Source organism: Acinetobacter lwoffii (genome assembly GCF_024129735.1).
In the GTDB taxonomy this organism is placed as follows: Bacteria; Pseudomonadota; Gammaproteobacteria; order Pseudomonadales; family Moraxellaceae; genus Acinetobacter; species Acinetobacter lwoffii_H.
Window position 1 is genome coordinate 1 of record NZ_JAMXXK010000049.1, and the last position, 24583, is coordinate 24583.

20 protein-coding genes and 10 pseudogenes are annotated in these 24583 nt (G+C 38.1%); 11 read left to right on the forward strand and 19 right to left on the reverse strand.

Annotated elements, in window-relative coordinates; genetic code table 11:
* The 6 genes and pseudogenes from NI469_RS12800 to NI469_RS12825 form a co-directional block, all read right to left on the reverse strand.
* Positions 1-349: pseudogene (locus NI469_RS12800) on the reverse strand (transposase); the annotation flags it as partial.
* 83 nt (positions 350-432) lie between these two features.
* A pseudogene (locus NI469_RS12805) lies at positions 433-963 on the reverse strand (sulfite exporter TauE/SafE family protein); the annotation flags it as partial.
* A gap of 42 nt (positions 964-1005) precedes the next feature.
* On the reverse strand, positions 1006-1500 hold the full coding sequence (locus NI469_RS12810; protein ID WP_004647846.1) for a flavin reductase family protein: 495 nt from the start codon (positions 1498-1500) through the stop codon (positions 1006-1008).
* Positions 1501-1597: 97 nt separating this feature from the next.
* Positions 1598-2641 (reverse strand): methionine synthase, encoded by a 1044-nt coding sequence (locus NI469_RS12815; protein WP_180039080.1) that lies wholly within the window; start codon positions 2639-2641, stop codon positions 1598-1600.
* Positions 2642-2691: 50 nt separating this feature from the next.
* Positions 2692-3675 (reverse strand): putative oxygenase MesX, encoded by a 984-nt coding sequence (locus NI469_RS12820; protein WP_180039079.1) that lies wholly within the window; start codon positions 3673-3675, stop codon positions 2692-2694.
* A 168-nt stretch (positions 3676-3843) separates the two neighbouring features.
* Positions 3844-4875, reverse strand: coding sequence for an AbiTii domain-containing protein (locus NI469_RS12825; RefSeq protein WP_180039078.1), 1032 nt, complete (start codon positions 4873-4875; stop codon positions 3844-3846).
* A 171-nt stretch (positions 4876-5046) separates the two neighbouring features.
* Between NI469_RS12825 and NI469_RS12830 the strand changes: the two genes are divergently transcribed.
* Positions 5047-5715, forward strand: a complete 669-nt coding sequence (locus tag NI469_RS12830) for an epoxyqueuosine reductase QueH (RefSeq protein ID WP_004647714.1) — start codon at positions 5047-5049, stop codon at positions 5713-5715.
* Here the strand turns inward: NI469_RS12830 and NI469_RS12835 are convergent.
* The 4 genes and pseudogenes from NI469_RS12835 to NI469_RS12850 all read right to left on the reverse strand — a co-directional run bounded on the left by NI469_RS12835 (position 5712) and on the right by NI469_RS12850 (position 8790).
* Positions 5712-7103, reverse strand: coding sequence for a methylenetetrahydrofolate reductase C-terminal domain-containing protein (locus NI469_RS12835; protein WP_180087564.1), 1392 nt, complete (start codon positions 7101-7103; stop codon positions 5712-5714). The genes NI469_RS12830 and NI469_RS12835 overlap by 4 nt on opposite strands.
* A gap of 188 nt (positions 7104-7291) precedes the next feature.
* A pseudogene (locus tag NI469_RS12840) lies at positions 7292-7408 on the reverse strand (putative oxygenase MesX); the annotation flags it as partial.
* A gap of 9 nt (positions 7409-7417) precedes the next feature.
* A pseudogene (locus tag NI469_RS12845) lies at positions 7418-7534 on the reverse strand (transposase); the annotation flags it as partial.
* 50 nt (positions 7535-7584) lie between these two features.
* On the reverse strand, positions 7585-8790 hold the full coding sequence (locus NI469_RS12850; RefSeq protein ID WP_180039076.1) for a tyrosine-type recombinase/integrase: 1206 nt from the start codon (positions 8788-8790) through the stop codon (positions 7585-7587).
* A gap of 299 nt (positions 8791-9089) precedes the next feature.
* Between NI469_RS12850 and NI469_RS12855 the strand changes: the two genes are divergently transcribed.
* Positions 9090-9521: a PPC domain-containing protein gene (locus NI469_RS12855; RefSeq protein WP_180039075.1), complete on the forward strand. Its 432-nt coding sequence runs from the start codon at positions 9090-9092 to the stop codon at positions 9519-9521.
* Positions 9522-9639: 118 nt separating this feature from the next.
* Here the strand turns inward: NI469_RS12855 and NI469_RS12860 are convergent.
* From NI469_RS12860 to NI469_RS12890, 7 genes and pseudogenes are all read right to left on the reverse strand, one after another.
* Positions 9640-10606, reverse strand: a pseudogene (locus tag NI469_RS12860) (IS481 family transposase).
* Positions 10607-10808: 202 nt separating this feature from the next.
* A complete protein-coding gene (locus tag NI469_RS12865) occupies positions 10809-11159 on the reverse strand; it encodes a hypothetical protein (RefSeq protein WP_004281821.1) in 351 nt (116 codons plus the stop codon).
* Positions 11160-11309: 150 nt separating this feature from the next.
* A pseudogene (locus NI469_RS12870) lies at positions 11310-11810 on the reverse strand (IS3 family transposase); the annotation flags it as partial.
* A gap of 377 nt (positions 11811-12187) precedes the next feature.
* Positions 12188-12490 carry a putative quinol monooxygenase gene (locus NI469_RS12875; protein ID WP_000920558.1) on the reverse strand — a complete coding sequence of 101 codons (303 nt, stop codon included), beginning with the start codon at positions 12488-12490 and terminating at the stop codon, positions 12188-12190.
* A 332-nt stretch (positions 12491-12822) separates the two neighbouring features.
* Positions 12823-13653, reverse strand: coding sequence for an S-formylglutathione hydrolase (gene fghA, locus NI469_RS12880; protein WP_213687786.1), 831 nt, complete (start codon positions 13651-13653; stop codon positions 12823-12825).
* 228 nt (positions 13654-13881) lie between these two features.
* Complete coding sequence (locus NI469_RS12885; protein ID WP_005105874.1) at positions 13882-14994, reverse strand: S-(hydroxymethyl)glutathione dehydrogenase/class III alcohol dehydrogenase; 1113 nt, start codon at positions 14992-14994, stop codon at positions 13882-13884.
* A 21-nt stretch (positions 14995-15015) separates the two neighbouring features.
* Positions 15016-15291: a metal/formaldehyde-sensitive transcriptional repressor gene (locus NI469_RS12890; RefSeq protein ID WP_005105873.1), complete on the reverse strand. Its 276-nt coding sequence runs from the start codon at positions 15289-15291 to the stop codon at positions 15016-15018.
* A 467-nt stretch (positions 15292-15758) separates the two neighbouring features.
* On the opposite strand from NI469_RS12890, the gene NI469_RS12895 reads away from it, so the two are divergent.
* Positions 15759-16754, forward strand: a complete 996-nt coding sequence (locus NI469_RS12895) for a zinc-dependent alcohol dehydrogenase family protein (RefSeq protein WP_180087566.1) — start codon at positions 15759-15761, stop codon at positions 16752-16754.
* Positions 16744-17760, forward strand: a complete 1017-nt coding sequence (locus tag NI469_RS12900; protein WP_180087567.1) for a zinc-dependent alcohol dehydrogenase family protein — start codon at positions 16744-16746, stop codon at positions 17758-17760. The genes NI469_RS12895 and NI469_RS12900 overlap by 11 nt, the downstream gene beginning before the upstream one ends.
* Before the next feature lie 50 nt (positions 17761-17810).
* Here the strand turns inward: NI469_RS12900 and NI469_RS12905 are convergent, their stop codons facing one another.
* Complete coding sequence (locus NI469_RS12905; protein ID WP_253175395.1) at positions 17811-18710, reverse strand: LysR family transcriptional regulator; 900 nt, start codon at positions 18708-18710, stop codon at positions 17811-17813.
* A gap of 135 nt (positions 18711-18845) precedes the next feature.
* Here NI469_RS12905 and NI469_RS12910 point away from each other — a divergent pair, with 135 nt between their 5' ends.
* The 7 genes and pseudogenes from NI469_RS12910 to NI469_RS12940 form a co-directional block, all read left to right on the forward strand.
* Positions 18846-19586, forward strand: coding sequence for an SDR family oxidoreductase (locus tag NI469_RS12910; RefSeq protein WP_001059480.1), 741 nt, complete (start codon positions 18846-18848; stop codon positions 19584-19586).
* A 71-nt stretch (positions 19587-19657) separates the two neighbouring features.
* A complete protein-coding gene (locus tag NI469_RS12915) occupies positions 19658-20656 on the forward strand; it encodes a zinc-binding alcohol dehydrogenase family protein (RefSeq protein WP_004682270.1) in 999 nt (332 codons plus the stop codon).
* A gap of 20 nt (positions 20657-20676) precedes the next feature.
* Positions 20677-20961 (forward strand): putative quinol monooxygenase, encoded by a 285-nt coding sequence (locus tag NI469_RS12920; RefSeq protein WP_005206902.1) that lies wholly within the window; start codon positions 20677-20679, stop codon positions 20959-20961.
* 183 nt (positions 20962-21144) lie between these two features.
* Positions 21145-21423, forward strand: a pseudogene (locus tag NI469_RS12925) (integrase core domain-containing protein); the annotation flags it as partial.
* Between the two features lie 31 nt (positions 21424-21454).
* A pseudogene (locus NI469_RS12930) lies at positions 21455-22402 on the forward strand (ISNCY family transposase); the annotation flags it as partial.
* 272 nt (positions 22403-22674) lie between these two features.
* Positions 22675-23697 (forward strand): hypothetical protein, encoded by a 1023-nt coding sequence (locus NI469_RS12935; protein WP_180087568.1) that lies wholly within the window; start codon positions 22675-22677, stop codon positions 23695-23697.
* Between the two features lie 208 nt (positions 23698-23905).
* Positions 23906-24431, forward strand: a pseudogene (locus NI469_RS12940) (transposase); the annotation flags it as partial.
* A 51-nt stretch (positions 24432-24482) separates the two neighbouring features.
* Here NI469_RS12940 and NI469_RS12945 read toward each other — a convergent pair.
* A pseudogene (locus tag NI469_RS12945) lies at positions 24483-24583 on the reverse strand (IS6 family transposase); the annotation flags it as partial.

Here is a 24583-nt window from a genome sequence, read left to right on the forward strand (position 1 = left end):
AAGTCTTTATTGTTATGGATGAAATCCACCATTATTTGTGTGGGCGGTCGAGCTCCGCCTGGGCGAAAAAAGCGGCTGCTTTACGTAGAATTTCATTGGCACGCTTTAATTCTTTAATTTCACGTTCCATTTGCTTCATTTTTTCTTGATCAGATATCTGTTGTACTTTAATAGGATTTTGCTGATCTAAATGCTTTTGATGCCAGGCACGAAGTGTTTCAGGAGTACAACCAATCTTAGGCGCAATTGCTGTGATTGCAGCCCAAGTAGAAGGATAATCTTTTTCAGATTCAATCAATAATTGAACCGCTCTTTCTCTGATTTCAGGGGTATATTTTAATTTTGTCATCGGGACACTACGCTTCACTACGTCTTGCGAAGCAATGCTTCTCATCTCAGAATATTGACTCTCCGACAAACCCGGTACGGTTCAGCCTTCTGCATGACCACACCATAGCGATTCAGATATGGAACCGTCAGACTTCCACCACCAATACCAAAGATTGCTGATGCAACCCCAATCACACTACCTGCAGCAACTTGTTGACCTGATGAGGGTAACGTTTTCGTTGGGTCAATTGCTTTTTTGGCACCTGTAAACATCGTATATGCGACCCAAATCAGAAATAAGCCAACAATGATTTGTAGATGTAATCCTGATATCAAACCAGCAAAACCTGCCCCAAAAAAACAACCAATCGCCATAGGTGGCGCTAGATTTTTAAAAACAGGCCAAATCACAGCACCAGTTTTATGATGCGCCATCAATGAGCTAATCGAGGTTACAACAATGGTTGCCAAAGATGTGCCTAATGCGAGGTGCATAACCACATCGGGGTCATAGCCCATTTGGGTAAAGACAATAAAAAGCAGTGGTACAATAATCGTACCACCGCCGACACCAAACAGCCCTGCTGCAAAACCAGCAAAAGCGCCGATGACTAAAAAGGTTATAAGTTCCACAATAAACTAACTTTAAAAAGATAAAAGAATTAAGGCATTGAGTTAAGCGTGTTCCAACTGACCCACTTGATGATAAGCACGGTTAAAATACACCAGACTTTCTTCTTGATCGCTTTGTTGAACTTTAAGAACACGACACATGAAAACACTGTGTGTACCGACTTGCTGAATATCTTGAATCTCACAGTCAAAACTGACCAAGGCATCTTTCAAAATAGGTGAACCAGTTTCCATAGTACTCCAATCACCGAGTTTGAAACGATCTTCTGAGCTGAATTTACTTGAAGCAAAAGCATTTGAAAGCTGTTCATGCTGAGTACTTAGTACGTTTACAGCCAAGACTTTATTTTCAACAAAATGGGCATGTGAACGGGAGGATTGATTCATACAGACTAATAACATTGGCGGTGTATCCGTCACGCTACATACGGCAGATGCAGTAAATCCATGCATACCTGTTTCACCCGAAGTCGTAATAACATTCACTGCTGTGGTGAGTAAAGACATTGCATTTCTAAAGTCTGTTGCTTCAATCATCTCTTTCATCTCAAATGTACATATCACGTGCTCGTGCATAAAGCTGGACAAATGACCTTGCGATGATTTGTTCTGCTTCGCACGAGACTACGTTTGATTAAGCTTCTAGCTCTTTACGAACAATGGCAGCACCTGCGCTTAAAGCTTCAAGTTTGCCACTTGCCACTTGGCGAGATAGCGGTGTCATACCACAGTTAGTTGAAGGATACAGTTTATCTGCATCAACAAATTGCAATGCTTTGCGTAGCGTATTTGCTACTTCCTCTGCAGTTTCCACTTGAGTGGTTGCCACATCAATTGCACCCACCATCACTTTCTTACCACGGATCAATTCGATTAAATCCATTGGTACACGTGAGTTTTGGCATTCAAGTGAAATAATATCGAGCTTAGATTGTTGTAGTTTCGGGAATGACTCTTCGTATTGACGCCATTCATTACCTAAAGTTTGTTTCCAATCCGTATTTGCCTTGATACCGTAGCCATAGCAAATATGCACAGCGGTTTCACATTTGAGTCCTTCAAGCGCACGCTCTAAGGTCGGAATACCCCAATCATTTACTTCATCAAAGAACACATTAAATGCAGGCTCATCAAACTGAATAATGTCGACACCTACTGCTTCAAGCTCTAACGCTTCTTGATTCAGAATTTTGGCAAATTCCCAAGCCAATTTTTCACGGCTCTTGTAGTGACCATCGTAAAGTGTATCAATCATGGTCATCGGACCAGGAAGCGCCCATTTAATTTGTTGATTGGTTTGGCTGCGCAAGAATTTCGCATCGTCTACAAACACGGCTTTTTTACGAGAAACATCACCCACAACAGAAGGTACACTCGCATCATAACGATTACGAATACGCATCGTTTCACGCTTTTCGAAATCCACACCTTCAAGATGCTCAATAAAGGTGGTCACGAAATGCTGACGGGTTTGCTCGCCATCACTCACGATATCGATACCCGCAGTGACTTGCTCATGTAATGATAATTTCAAAGCATCACGTTTAGCTTCTAATAATTCTTCGCCTTCAAGCTTCCATGCAGACCATAATTTTTCAGGTTCAGCTAACCAAGACGGTTTTGGCAAGCTACCCGCAGTTGAAGTTGGGAGTAAAAGTTTCGGTTGTGTAAGCGCCATGTCTAATCTTCTTTGTCTAAATTCGTAAATCTGTTTATCAATTTAATGGATTAAGCAGCTGTTTCGATTTCGAAATTTGCAGCCCATTCATTTAAAATGTCTTGATAAGGCTTAATGAAGTTTTCTTCCGTCCATTTACCTTGTTTAACTGCAAGCTCACCACGTTCCACACGGTCATAGACCACACGTGTAAGTGAATAATCGCCATAGCTTAGACTTGGTTGATACACCACACCTGCAGGAGAGTTGGTGTTGTAAATTTCAGGACGATAGATCCGTTGGAAACTTTCCATGGTCGCAATAGCACTGATCAATTCAAAATCAGTATAATCACGGACTAAATCGCCAGCGAAATAGAATGCTAATGGTGCATTACCACCTTCTGGTTTAAAGTAGCGTACACGTAAACCCATTTTGGCAAAATATTCATCGGTACGTGAATATTCATCATTTTTGTATTCCACACCCAAAATAGGATGTACGTTGGCTGTACGGAAATACGTTTTAGAGGTTGAAACGCTTAAGCAAATGACAGGTTGTTTTTTAAATTCTGCTTTAAATACATCTGAATTGACTAAATGTTGATAAAGCTTGCCATGTAGATTGCCAAAATCTTCAGGTTTTTCACCTACACCACAACCCAATTGTGGCAATACCACACTGAAGTCGTAATCACGCACATAAGATGAGAAGCTATTGCCGATCATGCCTTCAATATGCTCACCTGTTTGATGGTCAATCACAACACTTTTAAGTGTTTCAATAAATGGGAAAGTTTGACCATTACCTTCAATATCAATTTCCGCAGAAATAATGTCAATCTCAAGTGAATAGCGATCACCTTTCGGGTTATCAACGGTTGCCAAGCTATTAAAACGGTTGTTGATCATCGCAAGGGTACGACGCAAGTTTTCTTCACGGCTTTCCCCACGTGCCAAATTGGCAAAATTTGTGGTTAAACGTGTGCTTTCTGCTGGCGTGTAGTTTTCATCAAAACGGATACGTTTAATTGAACACTCAAATGCTGTACTCATGGAGATTGCCACCTAAAAATTTTATAAAAAGCTAAATTTCTGAATGGCTGTATTTAAACGTGAATAAGAAAGTGAGTAAAACGATATAAATTCAGCTCAAGATGAGAAATACTCATCTTAATAAATTAAAGATTCTGAGGATTTTTAGTTATTCAGTAAGTTAAGCGGCTATCTAAAATCTTTATCTGAAATTGATAATGTTTTTTGCAACTCTACCAAAGATAATAAATCTCCAACTATCAAGTATGTGTAAATAACATAAAGATCAGCTTCTTGCCTAGAAGTAATAATATCATGAGAACCTTTCTGAGCAGCTTTGAAAATAGCATCTAACCGCTCGCCCAAATATTTCATCTGTGAACCAACGATTTCCTCAAATCTTTTAGAGTCTGACTGCTCATCAACATATGCAATAATTCGATTTATATAATTATCCACACCTAATTTAATAATTTTAGTTTCACCATTGTCTAAATTAATAGTCTTATCCTCTCTAGCAGGATAAATCACATCAGCAGTATCTTGTAATATTCGCCTACAACTATGAACAGCATTTGACCAATCCTCTGAATTTTCGGACGTTAAATTCTCATAAACAGATGCAAATTTTTGTGCTGATAATGGTACTAAATCTCCAATTTTTCCGTCTACAAACTTTCTTGTTCTAGAAAAAATATCTGACGTAATTTTTGAATATTTTAGCTCATAATATTTATTAGACACGTATTCGCATACAAAAGCTTGTCGTTTAGTTAGAAATTGAGAGTTCGTGCTAATACCATCTCTTAAACTCTTTCTTTCTAAAAAATTACTAGTGCCACCTGATGAAACAAATTGATTCGGATTAGCTGAACTTATTGAAACATTAGGATCATGTGCAATTTTTAGACTGTCCTTCATTGCTTCCAATTCAATCTCCATCGCTCCGATTGACCCTAACTTAGCTTTCTCTACGGTTTTTCCTTCTCCAGCTTTTTTACATAAGTCCCATATATCGGGTGTTAAACCATTTGGGCTTGAAGGATAACCACTACTTTCAAAGATAAAAATTCTTTGGTAATCGAATTCATTTAGCAATCTTGCCAATCTACTCGCCTTTAATGCGCAATTAGATAAAGAAGAGGTACTTAACTCAATATTACTAATAATTTCTTCACTTAATTTTAAAGCTTCATTCAATGACTCTTGATTAACTTGCAATGTTCTGCTTCCAAAGCATTATTGTAGTTATTCTCTTATATACTTTAGTTCTTATTAAATTTCAATTAGTGAATTTCTTTCATCTTAACCTTAGAAAATATCAGTATATCAAATCCTTACTATCTAATTAAATCGTTAAAATATAGGGTTTAGATTTAAACCCATATAACTATGTCAAACAAACTTGAACGTCAGAAATTGACTCTCCCAGCAGGTCACGACAAGCTTCTGCTTCACTCCTGCTGTGCACCATGCTCGGGTGAAGTGATGGAAACCCTAATTGAATCAGGCATCGACTTTTCGATCTTTTTTTATAATCCCAATATTCACCCTGTCAAGGAATATGAAATCCGTAAGGAAGAAAATATTCGCTTTGCAGAAAAACATAATATTCCTTTTATTGACTGTGATTACGATACAGACAATTGGTTTGCACGTGCCAAAGGCATGGAAAATGAGCCAGAGAAAGGTATTCGCTGTACCATGTGTTTTGATATGCGCTTTGAACGCACTGCCCTTTATGCAGCTGAAAATGGCTTCAGCCTAATTAGTAGCTCATTGGGTATCTCTCGTTGGAAAGATATGAAGCAGATCAATGATTGTGGGCATCGTTCTGCTTCACATTATGAAGGTATCACCTATTGGGACTACAACTGGCGTAAAAATGGTGGTGCTGTTCGTATGCTTGAAATCAGCAAGAAGGAAGAATTCTACCAACAAGAATATTGTGGCTGTGTATACTCCTTACGTGATACCAACCGTTGGCGTATGAGCCAAGGTCGTGATCGCATCAAATTGGGCGTGAAATTTTATTCGAATGCCATGGATGATGAAAGCTAAGCTTCAGTCGCCAGATACCAATTTTTCCAGGAACTGGTTCCACGGACTTCAATGGGTACAGTTGGAATCAGTTTTTCTTTTAGAACGTCAGTCTGTCCCACGGCTTTGGCAAGTCGGGCTTTCACAGAATGAATGCATTCACGATCTCCAAACTCACAGCGATCCAATGTCGTACCACCACAAGGACCATTCGCCAATCCTTTGGGACAAGTTTCAGGGCAAATATATAAAGTATCTCCTAACCTACATTGACCACAACTTTCACAACCTACGATCCCTTGCTTAGAGATAAATTCAGTTTTTAACAATGCTTTTGCTGCAGGCGCATTTTCCCAGAATGAGGCTTTAAAAATAAAATGCCCCATACCTTTGGCAATTTTGGACTCAAATAGAGCCTTGTGCATGAAATGCAATTGCTGATATTTAATAAGCTGGCTAGAGGATAGTTGGCGGGAATAATAAGCTAATTCTGGCACGAGTTCATTTTTAGTCTTCACTTGCCACAGTGCATTCCAGAGTGCTTCGAGTTCCTGTAAACCATAATGTCGATATTGTTCAATATATTTTTCTAAAAGCTTTTGCTCTTCAGGCTTATGGCATGCTGAAAGATGCACACCTGCAAAACTCAAATATTTACACATCAATATTTGTATAGCACAACGTTTATAAGCATTCTCAGTTCGTCCATCCTGTTCTTCCTGAGCCAACACTCGTAACATGTGTGGTGTAATCACAATTCCTGCGACCTTATGTTTCACCATAAAATTGGCACGTGCCAAACTAAGTGGCATAACACAAGCAAGTATATTTTGTGGGTATCGATGACGATTTAAAAAAGCCTTGGCTTGTTTTAAAGCCTCCATATCGTAACCCAACTGGGTAACGATAAAGTCTGCTCCTGCTTTAATCTTTTTGTGAAGTTTTAAATATTGTGCATCACGTTCAGCTTCAGCATATTTAAAGGGATTAAAAGCTACACCAATGTGAAATCCACCATAACACTTTGCGGCCATGACCGCATTTACAGACTCTAAATATCGGGTGCGATTCGTTCCATCTTGACCATTTGTATGCCCTTTTAACTTATCACCTGTGAGAAGCAGTAAATTTTTCTGTCCCGAAGCTTGAGTTGATTTTAAGAAGGTCTCAAAATCAGTAATATCCCGACCTTTCCCTGAATAATGGATGATTTTTTCCATTGATGAAGGAAATGTCTTCGCACATTCAAGTGGTGCCAAATCACTATCGGCATGCACTCGATCTGCCAAAGTGATCGCACATGGAAATTCTGCTAAAGACATTGGTACAGCAATGCCTTTAGCAGAACTTAAATATTCCAACAAAATACAAAACTGATTGTGCTTAAAATGGGAAGCAAGCTGTGACATAAAATAAAGTTCAAATAAAAATGATTGAAGCAGGTCGCTATTATATTCGACCTAACAGAATCAGCCCGATTAATCTTAATCAGGCTGATATAGAAAATTTTAGTCAACAATTATGCAATGAATCTATTCACTACATTCAATCAGGCAACTTTCTCATGAGATTCTCGCTCTAATGTGAAATGAAATGCCTATTCTTCAAGAATATTTTGATACGGCTTAATGAAGTTCTCTTCTGTCCATTTACCTTGCTTAAGATTCAATTGAACACGTTCAACACCGTCATAAATTTTACGAGTTAAGAGAAATCATCATTGTGAACAGACTATTTCTATAAGTTGATTCATCACAACATGTAATTTATAGCCATAGAACCGGCCCATTGAGCTTTTACCACGAGATGCAATTTTAGATAATGATTTATGGCGGTGAATAGGTTTGTGCAACAAAGCCTATTCTAATTAAAACTTGGATTTCATAACCATTAATTTACAGTACAACTATCAATAAAATCGCCCCACCATTGCATCATTTCCATACGCTGATTAAAATATTCTGCATGATTATAACTTGCACGGGTTTTATTTTTATCAGTATGAGATAGCTGTGCTTCAATCCAATTTGATTGAAATAAACCGGATTCATTTAATATGGTACTAAATGTCGATCGTAACCCATGAGAAGTTAATTCATTTTTAGTATATCCCATTTTTCTGATAATCAAGTTCAGGGTATTAAAATGAATAGGTTTATTATTATTTCGGGGGCTAGAAAACACATATTTCTCGCCATGAGACCAAACGAGTGCTGATTTCACAACTTCAAGTGCTTGATCAGATAGTGGAACAAAAAAATCAGGGATATCATGACCTAAAATAACCTTTCTTCTATATTGTTTAATATGTAAGGCTGGTATTTTCCATATTTTTTTATCTAGATCGAAGTGATATGGTTCACAAAGCAATAATTCTCCACCACGGACGCCTGTATATAATTTAAATAACAGGGCTTTTTTAATAATAGGATCTGTATTAATCTGATTTAATTTAGCTAAGAAATTAGATAGTTCATCTGAATTCAAATGAGGATAGTTTTTCTTAATCTTATTGTTGACTAATATTTTATGAAGTCCATGTGCAATATTATATTCACAATACCCCATCGCTACCGCATAATCATAAATCTGATTTAAATAACTATAGGCTTTCTTTACAGGTTCTTTTACATTTCTAGATTCTATCTTTTTAATAATCTTAACTAGATCATATCTTTTAATTTCAATAAATGGCATTAGTCCAATATTTGGATAAACATCCTGATCTAAACATTTTTTTGCGAGCTGAATTACACCGCATCGTGGTTCATCTTCAAAGGAATTTTTAATTTTAAATTCTAACCACTCTTCACAAATATCCTGAAAAGTTTTGATGTATTTTTTATGCAGTGGTTTATTTTCATAATTATTAAATTTATATTCATCCCGGACTGATCTGGCCTCTTTCAAGGACATTACAGGATATTCACCCAACTTCATGCGAGGACGTTTATTTGTCCCTGCAAGTGAATAGCGGTAACTCCAAGATTTACGTCCGTTTGGTTCTACCTTCAAACTTAAGCCGTCATCATCTGCCAGAAAATAGATTTTTTCCTTTGATTTAGCTTGACGTACCTTAATTTCAGTAAGACTCATGAATTTTTAACCTAACCACAAATGGCACTGCTCAATTGAATTATAGCAAATTTAAGCGATATTCATATGATGCGTATCATACGCATCACATATTTCTATAAGTAATTGTTAAATAAAATTTATATTTAGATTGGCTAGTCCTTAGTAACCAATTAATTAACCATTAATTTTGCAAGTCTTAAATTGGCATTTGAAGTGTAACCCCATGTTATGACTATTCACATTTCTGCTCTATGATTCATGGTTACTTATTAGTTATATTATTATGTCAGGAGCGATACAAGAATTAGGGTAACCTTATGGAAATAGCGAATACGAAATTACTAGCTGGCGCTTTGATAGCCCTAACTTTAACTATAGTTAGCCCTGTCGTACTTGCAAATGATAACAATGATATACGAAAGACTATTGTAGTTAAGTTTGCTAAAAAAGCTTACTCTGCAAATTATTACGGAAGGATAGATGGATACAAGTATGATTCCTACAAATTTTATGCTAAAAAAGGGCAAAAGTTAAAAGTGAAGTTGACTGGAGGAAATGTTGAAGCTTACTTATGGGGTAATCAATTAAAAGACTCCATCAATCTTGGAGAATATTCTCCAGAGCTTGATGATAAGGGTATTTATATTTTACCTGCTTCAGGTGAGTATGAAATTAGAGTATTACAACCTAGATCACAGGCAAGAAAAGATAAAAAACCTCAATACTGGATGAGTATTAACATTAAATAAAGACTTGCTAGATTTTTTTAAGCTTTTATACCAGGGTTCAAAAACTATTGCCAGTTAAACGGGGCGTGATTTTTACGTATATGTTTTTATATTAGTAAAAATGATATAGATACGTAATTCATAGAGATCGTTTCAATTTAGCAATCTCTAAATACATCTTGTAACTGGCATGTTGAATCCGTTCATTTGAGGGGGCGTATTGCTTCTGGACTTCATCTAAGAAAGGAGTTTCTTCACATAATTCAAAGTACCTTTCCATCGGTGTTTTACCTTGCAAAGCTGAATGTGGTCTCATCCAGTTACAGTAATGCTGCCATTCTGCCAGTTTGCTCTGAATTTCCTCTGAATCGATATCTACAGTAGCGTAGAACTCAGATTTATCAGTCTTTTGTGAGCGCTACCTTGCCATTCAGATGAGGTGAACCCGGTTTATTCGACCTAAATTTGATCCCATACTGCATCATTTTTTCTGTATTTTTTCAACAAAGAATTCTCGTTCACGATCGGTCTGTATTCGCTGTATGGGAAAAGGCATTTATTCAATTACACAGTTAAAAAGTCGAGTGTATTCGCAGCTGTTCGGCGTTTATATATCCTTAAAACGCGATATCGTGTGCAGTCATCGATAGATGTGTACTGATATAGTCCAGGACCCAGTTTACAGGTATCCATTTGAATTCTATCGCCTGGTAATGAACGTTCATGACAAATGTAATCTATTTTACGACGGAATTTTTTAATCGGTTTGACTTAATGGGTGGATAGTACTTTATGGATAGTCGCCAAGGACAACGAGACTCCGTGCAGCTCATTAATTCTGTTTGCAAACGTCGAACACCCAGATTTCTAGCCGAGCGCATTTCCAATATTAAAGCTTCTAGCTCAGCATTGATTTTAGTATTTGGCGATTTTAAGGGACATTTACTATGACTACTTAATCCATCAATACCTTGTTCAGAATATCGTTTCCACCACTTGCGTAAAGTTGGTCTAGAAATGCCACATCTCCGACAAACCAGGCCAGCATTATTGGTCTCTTCAAATAATTTAACCCATACGAGTCTTTGTTGAATTTCTCTGTTCATAGACACCCATTATATTGAAGTGATGTCTATGAATCACACAGATTATCATAAGGCTTTTGAAACTGTCGCACCTCATGTTTGAATTCACCCATTAACAGAGTGCGAATTAGTCCTTGATCATGTTTGACCACATTTCAAGGAATAGTGTCCAACTTTCGGTATGCAGATTATGGTGTGGGGTTCTCTTAAAGTTTAAACCTTATTATTTTACTTCAGTAATGCTGATTGGCTGGTCTTTTACAAATTCAACAACCCCTTCACCACGTTTAAAGTGAATTGAAACTCCATTATTATTAGCTAAACGAATACCACTACCAGCAACTGTTTGCTTTAAACGATATACCATGCCTGAGTTATCAGTCATTAAAGCAGTTTCAAAGTTATCCGATGATTTCAGAAAAATTAATAAACCATTCGGACCAGAAAATTTAAGGACCTGCGTATCAGCTGAAGTATTGCTTGTAGCCTTATCTTGTAAAGTTTCAGTCTTTGGACTCGAAGTACACCCAGTCATTGCTAAAACTAACAAAGTTAAACTTAAAAAATATTTCATTTAACTACCTTTTTCATCTGTAAATCATAGGTGTATTTATACTAATTGTTATAATTTAACAATAAAACAAATATTACTTTTTTTTACATAAAAAAGCCATAAATCGCATTTTGAACCTTACCGGATTTATCGGAGATTTTTTTATTTAAGTTAGGCCACCTGACTTAACGGGTTAATCTTATCATAGTACATTGCTTCAAACTCAAAAGGCGATACATAACCCAGTGCACTGTGTACATGCTTTTTATTAAACCAATCTACCCAATTTAATGTCGCAAGTTGTACATCTGCTAAACTTTGCCAATCTGCTTTTAAATATTCAATCACCTCTGTTTTGTATAAGCCATTCACTGTTTCAGCCAAAGCATTATCGTATGAATCACCAGTTGTACCGACTGACGCTCGTAAATTTGCTGCTTCTAGACGATTGGTATAGCGAATGGAAAGATATTGCACACCTCTATCGGAATGATGAATTACATTCTTTGGCATACCTCGATCATGCAAAGCTTGTTCTAATGCATCAAGCACCATATCTGTATTCATACGTGTTGATACTTTCCATCCAACAATTGCTCGTGAAAACACATCAATAATAAAGGCGGTATAGACCCAGCCTGAATTTGTTTGAATATACGTAAAGTCACTCACCTGAGATACCGTCTTGGTAGTCAATCAATAATTGAACCGCTCTATCTCTGATTTCAGGGGTATATTTTACTTTTTTCATCGGAACACTACGCTTCGCTACGTCGTGCGAAGCAATGCTTCTCATCTCAGGAAAGTTGGTCTCCAACAAACCCGGTACGGTTCAGTAAATTAGATAGATTGGTTCAATATAAAGCATGTACATAGCTGCATTCGTTTATTTACCCTGTTTTGGATATTGACCCATGTAAATGATGAGATTAAGCCATTAAATAAAGTAGCCCAACTTGAATAAAAAGCCTCTGACAAACCTCACAGGGTTGAAGTGCTGCCTTTCATTCAAAATTTCAGGCAGCACATTTATACATTTAAGCGTCGGTTTAAGCTGGTAGTTTACTCGCCAAAACATCTACTTTTTCAATAGACGGTGGCTCTGAAAATAGCTCTTCGGCCTGAGCCATCAACGCAGCTGCAACCTTGCCAGATAAATGTGCTTGGCGACCCGCCTCATCAGGAAATGCATCAAAAATACCAAATGTTGTAGGTCCAAGACGTAAGCCAAACCACGCAACTGTCGCAGGTTCTTCCATTACAATAGGTAAACCGGCTTTAAGGAAAGCTTCCACTTCGTCTTCTTTACCCGGTTTAGCTTCAAGACGGACATATAAAGCTGTTTTAAGCATGACTAAAACTCCACAATTGATTAGAATTCAAACTGATTCTGTCATTGCTAATGTATGCATGTCAGAAAGTTTTGTTGTATAAAAGTTAAAAAACATCCCATAGCTGAGCCAAAATTTAGGTTTTTATTTCGACATAATGCTATGAATTTATTCAAGTTAATATCATTAACATTTGAATCAAAAAATCAAGATATGAGATGATTAAATTCAATCTTAGTTATATAAGGATCAATTGACTCTACCTTAGATTTATAAGCTGACCTCTTCATCTGGAAGTTATATTGCTCAAGAAGCATTCAAGAACAACATGCACATCTTCATATCTATGAAAGTTATTTAGCTAGGAATTTGCTGTGAAACTCTATATGTTTCTCTATAAAGCTCGCAATGAAGTAATAGCTATGGTCATACCCTTCTCTTAGGTTAAGTGTAAGAGGATATTCTTGTTCCAAACAAATATCACTAAGAAGCTTAGGTCTTAACTGTTCTTCAAGAAAATCATCAGCTGTTCCCTGATCGACTAAAATAGGTAAATGAACTTCATCGTTTTTGATTAATTCAATCGCATCATAGCTTTTCCATAAAGTTTCGGTTTCACCTAGGTATTGTGTAAAAGCCTTTTTCCCCCAAGGTACTTGGCTAGGTGCAACAATTGGTGCAAAAGCAGAAATACTTTTATACAGCTCAGGGTTTTTTAAACCAATTACTAATGCACCATGACCACCCATGCTATGCCACATAATGCTTTGGACTTGGTTGGTCGGAAAATTCAGGTCAATCAGATTTCTGAGCTCTTCCACAATATAATCATACATTTTGAAATGCTGTGACCAGGGTGCTTGTGTTGCATTCACATAGAATCCTGCGCCTTGGCCTAAATCATAATCTGCATGATCTGGTACATCCTCTCCACGTGGGCTGGTATCTGGTGCAACAATAATGACTTTATGTTCAGCCGCATACTTTTGTGCTCCGGCTTTAGTAATAAAGTTCTGTTCGTTGCAAGTCAGTCCTGATAACCAATATAAAACTGGCAACTTCTCATCTTTGTCATGAGGTGGCAGATATATTGAGAATTTCATTGAACAGTTTAATGCTATTGACTGATGGCGATACACTTCTTGCGATCCACCAAAAGAAGCATGTTTCTCAATTATTTCCATAATCAATTACCTATGTTGAGCAAGACTTCATGAGAAATCGAGTAAACAAAGAGTCTGACATTCTCCACAGAGAATACTGATAAAGATTTAAAATGTAGGCAGGTTTGTTGAACCTATACATGATGGATACATAGATAGATCTGTTTTACAGATGATGTGCCGTTTTAGAGGATTCCATGCATGTCAATCATGATTCACATGCATGGAAAAGTATAAGGTCTGACGGAATTATTCGTAATGAATTACAGTACGAATTGACTTACCTTCATGCATTAGATCAAAGGCTTCATTGATCTGATCCAAGCCCATGGTGTGTGTCACAAATGGTTCTAATTGAATTTTACCTTTCATGGCATCTTCAACCATTCCTGGAAGTTGCGTACGACCTTTTACCCCACCAAAGGCAGAACCTAACCATCTACGACCAGTAACCAGTTGGAATGGACGGGTAGAGATTTCTTGACCTGCGCCAGCTACACCAATAATTACGGATTGTCCCCAGCCACGGTGTGCACTTTCAAGGGCTGCACGCATCACATTCACGTTACCAATACACTCAAATGAATGATCTACACCCCAGCCAGTCATTTCGACAATTACTTGCTGGATTGGTTTATCATAATCTTTAGGGTTCAAGAAGTCCGTTGCACCAAACTCTTTTGCCAGCGCAAATTTATCTGGATTCATGTCAACCACAATAATACGCCCTGCTTTAGCTTGACGTGCGGCTTGTACGACTGCCAAACCAATACCACCTAAACCAAAGACCGCAACACTATCACCTTCTTGTACTTTAGCCGTGTTATGTACTGCACCGATACCCGTTGTTACCCCACAACCCAGTAAGCAGACATGTTCGTGATTGGCTTCAGGATTGATTTTAGCCAATGATACTTCTGCCACTACAGTGTATTCACTGAACGTTGAGCAGCCCATATAGTGGTAAATCGGTTGACCATTGTAGGAAAAACGAGTGGTACCATCTGGCATTACGCCTCTACCTTGAGTTTCGCGAACGGAAATACACAAGTTCGATTTTCCAGATTTACAGAATACGCACTCGCCACATTCAGCAGTGTAAAGTGGAATAACATGATCACCTGGTTTGACGCTAGTCACGCCTTCACCAACCTCAACTACAACACCAGCACCTTCATGCCCGAGAATAGCGGGAAAAACACCTTCAGGATCATCGCCAGATAAAGTAAATGCGTCTGTATGACACACACCGGTATGGGAGATCTTAATTAATACTTCACCTTTCTTCGGTGGTGCAACATCAACTTCAACAATTTGAAGAGGTTGACCAGGACCAAACGCAACGGCAGCACGTGACTTCATGGAATAATTCCTTATACAGATCTACTTTAAATATGATTTTAGAATCTTGGCGATTTCAGCCAATTCTTCTTTTCGTTGTTGTTCTGTGGTTTCACCTGATACTAATGTGTCCTTTAAATGAACCTCCAACATTTCATTCATTAAACCATTAATAGCACCACGCACTGAGCATATTTGTTGCAGAATTGCACCACATTCCACATTATCTTCTAACGCTTTTTCAATCGCTTGCGTCTGACCTTTGATCTTTCTGACGCGTAGAAGAATCTTTTTTTTGTCGTCAACCTGATTAGGCATCAGACCTCCTTATTTGCTAGCATTTATACTATAGTACCCCATAGTATAAAAAAAGCAATATTTTTTATAAATCGAAAATTAAAAAGATCTTTAGCGAAAATTTTCTATCCCTGTTTTTAGTTTTTTTAAATTAACATCATAGAGCTTATGCGAAAGTCACAAAAAAAATGGGACTTTTAGCTCCCATTTTTTATTTTGTCTCATGTTCTTTGTAATGCTGTGACCTTTTAGAATTATGTTTCAAATTTTAGCCACTTTGTAGATATTTTGAACGTTTCAAGCCTTGAAAATACTACCAACAGTTTAGGTTAAACTGCCTTTACAGACTGTACTAGAATATTTTTAGTGAGCGGATGAAATTTATTATTCATTATTTAGGAATTATTAAATCCTATAAATATCATTTATTGGATTAATTTACTTTGGTACTGTGCACATCATCCCCCAGTTAAAAATAAGGAACAATTATGAATAAGATGATGAATGCTCTTATCTTAGAAAATTTTGGTGATCATGAATTTACACGTGTAGAACTCCCTATACCTCAACCAGAGGCTGGGCAAGTTCTGGTACGTATTCATGCTAGTGGTGTAAACCCTATTGATTATAAAATTCGTCTTGGTGAAGCACCTTATGCTATGCCAGAGCTTCCTGCCGTGTTGGGAACAGATATGGCTGGGGTTGTAACTGCTGTTGGTGAAGGTGTCACCCACTTCAACGTTGGAGATGAAGTTTACGGTCTGATTGGTGGCGTTCGTGGTCTTCAAGGATCTTTAGCAGAATATGTTGTAGCAGATGCTGATCTGATCGCATTAAAGCCACGGAATATCTCTATGCGCGAGGCAGCAGTACTACCATTGACGTTCCTCACCGCTTGGGAAGGTTTAGTGGATAACGCGAAGGTCCAACCAGGGCAAACTGTACTGGTTCAGGGTGGTGCTGGTGGCGTTGGTTATATGGTTGTTCAGCTTGCAAAAGCACTTGATGCAAATGTTTGGGCGACTGGTCGTACAGCTGATCAATCACTGATTTCAGAACTCGGTGCAACACCTCTCGATTACACAACAGCATCTTCCGATGACATTATTGCTGCAAGCCCTGAGGGTCAAGGTTTTAACATTGTTTACGACACTGTGGGTGGTCCAGTACTCGAAGCTTCACTTTCCATGACAACTCACTATGGCCACATTACCAGCTGTGCTGCATTTGGTAATCATAATTTAGCGAGTTCATCTCTACGTTGTGCCACAGTGTCTGGCGTATTCGTCCTAATGCCGATGTTAACAGGCAATCGCCGTGCTCATCATGGTGATATCCTTAAGATCGCTACTCGTCTTGTTGAGGAAGGTAAACTGCGTCCTATTGTTGATCCTCGTCATTTTACTCTAGACCAAGCGATTGGGGCTCATGATGCTGTTCAAGATCGCTCTGCCAATATTAAGGTCGTGATTGATGTCATTTAACGCACTTCAGGCCAAGACTTGGCGCTTCAATAGTATTGGAGATACAGACGTTCTGACATTAGAAACACTTCCTGTTGCTTTACCAGCAGCAGGAGAAGTTCTAATCCAGATGAAAACGATCGGACTCAACCGGGCTGATGTAATGTTTCGGCGTGGTACTTATATTCAAAAGGCAGTATTCCCTTCTCGTCTGGGATATGAGGGAGCAGGCATAGTTCTTGCGATAGGTGAAGGTGTACGTCAATTTTCTCCAGGAGATGCAGTATCGATTCTTCCGACTGACAATCTAGCCAAATATGGGACATATGCGGACAAGATTCTGATTCCAGAAACTTTTTTAGTTCACAAACCCGATAGTTTAAGCTGGGAAGAAGCTTCTTCAATCTGGATGCAGTATTTAACGGCTTGGGGTGGTGTAATCCATGCTGGTGGAGTTTCGAAAGGAAAAACGATCTTGATCACAGCAGCTTCAAGTAGCGTAGGACTAGCTGCGATACAGATAGCTGAAGCAGCGGGTGCTAAGGTCATTGCAAGTACACAGACGATAGAGAAAAAGCAACGTTTACTGGATCTCGGTGTTAAAAATGTTATAGCCAATGAAGATGAACCAGATTTGTATGAGGCGCTTATTCTACGTTTGGGTGGAGAACATCTTGATGTCGCCTTCGATGCTGTAGGAGGGCCACATATTGAACAGATTGCAAAAGCGATGTCTGTGGGAGGAACTATGGTTATGCATGGTGCACTTAGCCCGGAGATCACACCATTTCCCCTTAAAGTTGCATTACGCAAGAGCTTAACCATGCGAGGTTTTTTGTTCCTTGAGGTTCTCCATAACCCTGTTCTAAGGGAGCAAGCCAGACGATTTATTCTTAGCAGTATAGGTGCAGGATATCTTCGTCCAGTGATCGACTGTTGCTTTAACTTTGAGGACATGCATGATGCTCAGCGCTATCTTGAATCAAATCAGCAAATAGGAAAAATTGTAGTTACTCTGAATACATGATGGTCTTATCTGATTTCTACTTTCTAGAAAAAAGGTTAGTTCCATCTGATTCAGGTTTCTACATGGCCCAGCACTTCCGCTAAGTAATCAAACAATGCTCGGATTCGCAAAGGTGTCGGGCCCCGCTGTGGACGATATAAATACAGGCGCCAAACGGGAGAGGTTTCCTCATGAAGTATCTGAATGAGCTTACCACTCCTAAGCCACGGCAAAACTAGAAATCCAGGCATGTGTCCGAATCCAACTCCAGCGAGAATAGCTTGAAATTCAGCTTCTAGATCATCTGTAATAAAACGGGGCTTTGATGGCGTAAAGCTTCGACTTTCAGTGAATGTCCATGGCCAGTAACGCCCTGTTTTATGATCGAATAGTGCTGTTAGAGGGTATTTATCTAAGTCAATAATTTTTTTGGGCATTCCAACCTTATCAATTAACTCTGGCGTACCCACAGAATAAAAGTTCACTTTAGCCAATTCCCTTGCCACATATCGATTGTCCGGCAAAAATCCAAATCTGATCCCGATATCTATTCGCTCATCGATCACATCCGAGTGTGAATCTGTTAGCACACAATCCACGACAATATCTGGATAACGTGCGGCAAATTCTGCTAGTGCAGGTACTACCAATTTACGCCCTAACACAGACGACACAGTAAGACGGACGGTCCCACGCATTTCATCTCGTTTTTCCTTGGTGTCTTTTACAAGCAGAGCATCAATGGATCCCACCGCAAAATGTGCTTGCTTTGCCAGACGCTCACCATCAGCGGTAATTTTAATTTGTCGAGTACTCCTGTAAAACAGAATCTCTCCGCGCTGCTCTTCTAGCTCTTTTATTGCCCGTGTCACTACCTGCGGGGAAATACCCAGCTGAGTTGCTGCCTCTTTAAAATTTCGAGACTCTGCTGCGACACAAAAGATACGCATCATTTCCAATTTGTTCTGCATGTCCAATCCTGTGTTATGGTAATTATTCCGTAAATAGGAATTCTGAAAGATAATATTATTCATTTATTATACCTAACAAGGCTGTAATACTTAATCCATCAAATATGATTGACAGATAAGTTGAAGGTTACTTGTATGAATAATATAGAAAATAAAGTTATTGTTATCACAGGTGCAAGTAGTGGTTTAGGTGAAGCTACTGCTCGCTTACTTGCTAAAAAAGGTGCAAAGGTTGTACTTGGTGCTAGACGTACTGAAAAATTACAGGCTATTGTTCACGACATTCGTGCTGAAGGTGGTCAAGCTGAATTTATTGGTATGGATATAACCAAACCACATGAAGTACAAGCACTTATTGAAAAGGCATTAAGCGCATTTGGTCAAATCGATGTATTGGTAAACAATGCTGGATTAATGTCTATTGCACCATTAAGTGAGCTAAAAGTTGATGAATGGGATCGTATGATCGACATTAATATTAAAGGTGTTCTTTATGGTATAGCAGCTACACTGCCTGTTTTCCAAAAACAAAACTTTGGACACTTTATTAATCTCGCATCTGTTGCAGGGTTAAAAGTATTTAGTCCAGGAGGTACTGTTTATAGCGGTACTAAGTTTGCTGTAAGAGCCATCTCTGAAGGCCTTCGTCATGAAGTTGGGGGAACAATTAGAACGACTACTATTGAGCCTGGTGCAATTGAGTCAGAACTAAAATTCGGTTCTTCTCATAAAGAAAGTTCAGAGTTTGTTACTGATTTCTACAAACAAGCTATACCAGCTGACTCAGTCGCTCGAGCAATTGCTTATGCAATTGAACAGCCTGCGGATGTAGATATTAATGAAATTGTTTTACGCCCAACGAGCCAAGAGTTTTAATAATTGAATAACAAAAAATGGGAGCACCTCGCTCCCATTTTTACTATATTTTTAAAGTTAAGGACAAATCTATGAAAGCCGTATCGTATGTTATAAATAACCATGATGATTTTAAAAATTCATTGGTAGATATTGAAAAAGCGAAGCCTACGCTTAAGGAGCGAGATGTACTGGTAAAAGTTCAGGCAATCTCTGTGAATCCAGTTGATACCAAAGTGAGAAAAAATTCGTCTGAAGCAAATAATCGTATTTTAGGTTGGGATGCCGTTGGGGAAATTATTGAAGTTGGCTCAAAAGTTACCTCGTTTAAAGTAGGAGATTCTGTTTGGTATGCTGGCGATTTAACCCGAGATGGTAGTAATGCTGAGTTTCAAGCAGTCGATGAACGAATTATCAGTCTTAAACCCATTACAGTATCTAATGCAGAAGCAGCAGCATTGCCATTAACTGCAATAACGGCATGGGAAATGCTGTTTGATCGGTTTCAAATTTCAGAAACAGAAGTTGGCAGTATTTTAATTATTGGTGGTGCAGGCGGTGTAGGATCAATCGCTATCCAACTCCTAAAAGCAAAAACAAATCTGACCGTTATAGCAACAGCTTCACGTGAAGAAACGAAATCTTGGGTGGAATCACTTGGTGCCGACCATGTCATTGATCATAGCAAAGATTTAAATGCACAAATCGAGACACTAGGCATTGAAAAACCAAAGTATGTATTCTCTACAAATCATACAGAAACATATATCAAGCAAATAGTTTCTCTGATTGCACCACAAGGCAAGCTTGGATTGATCGATGATCCACAAACATTTGATATTATGCCGTTTAAGACTAAATCTATTTCTATCCATTGGGAGTTGATGTTCACCCGTTCAATGTATGAAACCGATGATATTGAAAAGCAAGGTGATCTATTGCAACAGGTTGCCCAATTAGTTGACCAGCAAAAAATTAGAAGTACTCTCAACCAAAATCTAGGAAAAATTAACGCTGCAAACTTGGAGAAGGCGCATAAGTTGCTTGAATCAGGTAAGTCAAAAGGCAAAATTGTACTAGAAAACTTCTAAAACAAATTAAAGGTGAAATAATGACTATTTCAGTAATTGCGAACTTTAAGGCAAAATCAGATCAAAAAGAGAGGTTAGAAGCGCTTTTACAAAGTGTAATAGAGCCTACGCTTCAAGAAGAAGGATGCTTGAAATATGAGCTTTATATTAGCGAAAATGACTCGAGTAGATATTTCTTCTTAGAAGAATGGCGTAGCAGGGAGGATTTAGATATCCATATAGCGTCTGATTATATTCAAAGTTTATTTGGTAATATCCAATCGCTAATTGAATCAAGTGATATTGTAGAAATCAAAAAAATATAGCTGTATTCGGACGTTATGATGAAGTATTCTTCAAATTAACATAGGGACTTAGAAAGCTAACAAAAAATGGGAGCTATAAGCTCCTATTTTTTAAGAATTTTTAATTTTTTAGTAGTAACTTAGGCTTCAGCAAATTATGCCCCTGAGGGGAGCCACCAATACCCTGCATTTTGACAATAATGTCATCGTTTAGAGGCAGCAAATTTACGAGCATCAGTTGGTACGACTGGTGATTCATATGATATTGCTTTGGCTGAAACGGTGAATGGCTTATACAAAACAGAGGTGATTGAATATTTAAAAGCAGATTGGCAAGGTTTAGCAGATGTACAACTTGCGACATTAAATTGGGTAGATTGGTTCAACAAAAAGCGTGTACACGGTGCACTGGGTTATGTATCGCCTTTTGATTTTGAAGCAATGTACTATGATAAGATTAACCCGTTAGGTCAGGTGGCCTAACTTCAATAAAAAGTCTCCGACAAACCCGGTACGGTTCACACGTTATAACCGGGATTGCTTCGGTGAGCTAATCCAGATTGATGGCTCATATCATGACTGGTTCGAAGGACGCGCTGCTAAGTGCTGCTTGCTGTTTTATATCGATGATGCCACTGGAAAGCTGTTGCATCTGCGCTTCTGTGAGGCGGAAACGACCTTCGACTATATGCTTTCAACCCGAGCCTACATTGAACAATACGGTAAGCCGTTGGCCTTTTATAGCGATAAACATTCGGTTTTCCGAGTGAACCAGAAATCGAGCCAGGACAGCAAAATCACGCAATTTGGCCGGATTCTGAATGAGTTGAAGATAGATATTATCTTTGCCAACTCACCACAGGCCAAAGGTCGCGTAGAACGCGCGAATAGAACCCTTCAAGACCGGTTGATCAAGGAGATGCGTCTGGAAGGCATCAGTTCAATTGCCAAAGCCAATGCCTGGCTACCCTGCTTTATTGAGCAGTTCAACCAGAAGTTTGCCAAGTGTGCGAGAAATTCCAAGAACTTGCATCGCCCTTTAACAGAGTCTGATGTTGAACTAGATGATATTTTTACCTGGCAGGAACCGCGTAAGGTCACCAAGAATCTGACCCTGACGTATGACAAATATATTTATCTGCTTGAACCGACAGAGCTGAATCATAAGCTTGTTGGGTAATACATTTCATTTCTGGAGTATCCGGATGGCACTGTGGCCCTCATGCATGAGGGACGAAAGCTCAACTACAGCATCTTCAATAAACTGGCTGGACTGCAGCAGAATGAAGTGGTTGAGAATAAAAGATTAGGTTCAGTCCTGGCACATATCCAGCAACAGCATGAAGCATTGGAAAAACAGAATAAACGTTCCCGTGCCAAGAAAAGTATGCCAAGTCGTAAAGCTCAGAAAGTTGTTATTGAACAAAGAAATTTAAATCCTGTGCTTGACTCTTGTAGTTAAAAACAGGACATTTTAAATGGTTTATCGCATAGACATTTTAATTGGGGAATAACAGTTTTTCCAAAAAATAGAGATCATTTGAGAATATTTTGATGTATTTTCTAATACCTACATTGATTCTTTTCTTATTAAAAAATAAGATGAGCTTGATTGAAAATGACACTACTGAAGTAGCTTATGTATTTGGGATTCTTGTGAATATAAAATAATGTTCCAAATTACTAAAGAAACCGAAGCATTAAGTACTTTAAATAATTTGAGTTTTTAAACAAATGATGATTAAAAAATTAACCTTCCTGATTAGCTCGGCACTTTTACTAACAGCATGTGGAGGTTCAAGTTCTAAAGTAAATCAAAATAATGACAGCAATAATGCTACTTCTACACCACCTACTTTACCTTTAGATGGTTCACCATCGAACACAACTGTTCATACTTTAGAGTTTCCTATTGCTGAATATAAAATCAAAGCAGTAGATGTTGGGTTGAAGGACCATATTTTTTCTCTTATAGAAAATTACAAGACTACTTTAAATAATAAAATTAATGAAAATACACAGACATTGTATCAACAAAACATCCAATATGATCCAGCTTGGCAATTTCGTAAAGAATATGTGCTGACTAAAAATAAAATCTATTACTCAGCCAATAGCCAACATCCTCAATATCTGGTTTCAAATTCAAATGGAAAAATTATTACAACTTTTGATAGTGAAACTCCTGAATTTAAGTCTACTCTTACCTTTAAAAATATTTCATTAAATAATAGCCCCCTAAATTCTGCTTATGTCACTACTGAACTGTTAAAGAATCCTGGAGAATCTCTCAAAAATGATAAAAATTGGTTAAACCTTTCTAATCAAATTAAAAATATCTCTGGCTCATTTCCAAAAGATTCCGTTTGCCATCAATATTTGACTCAGCAATACAACCAACCAAATATAAGTTTTAGCGAGTTTGATGACTTTACAAATAAGACTATCGCTGAATGGATAGCAGAACAAAAAGCATCTGATAACAATCCGATAGTAGAAACATGGGCTAGCTATCAGGTTGCATATATTCCGGAGTCTCAACAATATAATTTTTATCATGGCGAAGGCTATCGCGGTAAAGCGGTTATTCTTAAAAATGGTAAATTATATGAAGGTAATTATGATGCAGGTGCTGTTTATGAACTCAAGGATGAATATGATAACCCAACTCAATTCAACCTCGGAATTTGCAATGCCTACAATAAAATAGCCTCAGATACTTTAAAGATAGCATTATTAGGCCTAGTAAAGAACTAATTGCCAATTTTTGAATGAAATGAATAGCCTAACTAAGTATCAAAGTAAAAATGTAGAGCCTGTAAATTAGAGTAGCTGAAAATACAATATTTAATTGGAGTAAAACTTATTAATTTTTTAGACACCTTTTTAGGTGTCTTTTTATGAATAGCCCCCGATTTTGTAGACACCTTTTAGTTAGATAAAATGGCTAATTAACGAGGTGCTTATGAGCAGTAAACGATACCCTGAAGAGTTCAAAATTGAAGCAGTAAAACAAGTCACTGAGAAAGGTCATAGTGTGGCTGAAGTTGCTACACGTTTAGGAACCACTACACATATTCTGTATGCTTGGATCAAGCGTTATGATCCACAGCAGCCCAAGACAACAGAATCTAGTGATCCAACTACAGAATTAGCGAAATTAAAAAAAGAGCTGCAAAGGGTCACTGAAGAAAGGGACATATTAAAGTGAAAGCACTGCTTTCACGCCGCTTCGCAAGCCAGTCCAAATGAGGTACGCCTTTATTCGGGACAACCAACATATATGGTCTGTTCGTCGTTTATGTTCAACGTTAGATGTTCATCACAGTGGTTATTACGCCTGGTTAAAGAAACCTACCAGTATAACTGCGAGGAAGCGGCAACAGCTTTCAGGATTAATTAAACAGTTCTGGTTGGAATCTGGCGGAGTCTACGGTTATCGCAAGATTCATTGTGATTTGAAAGACGTTGGCGAAAGTTGCGGTATCAATGGCACTGTTGCAAATAGGGATCTGAGTCGATGATTTTCCCTTCAAAAAAGCTTAGAGACCAAAAACTCTATTTACTAGCCAAACTTCTCCTAGAATATTACCGTTATAAAATAATGAAGCTTGTCCTTTGCGTAGAGCACGCATAACCTCAA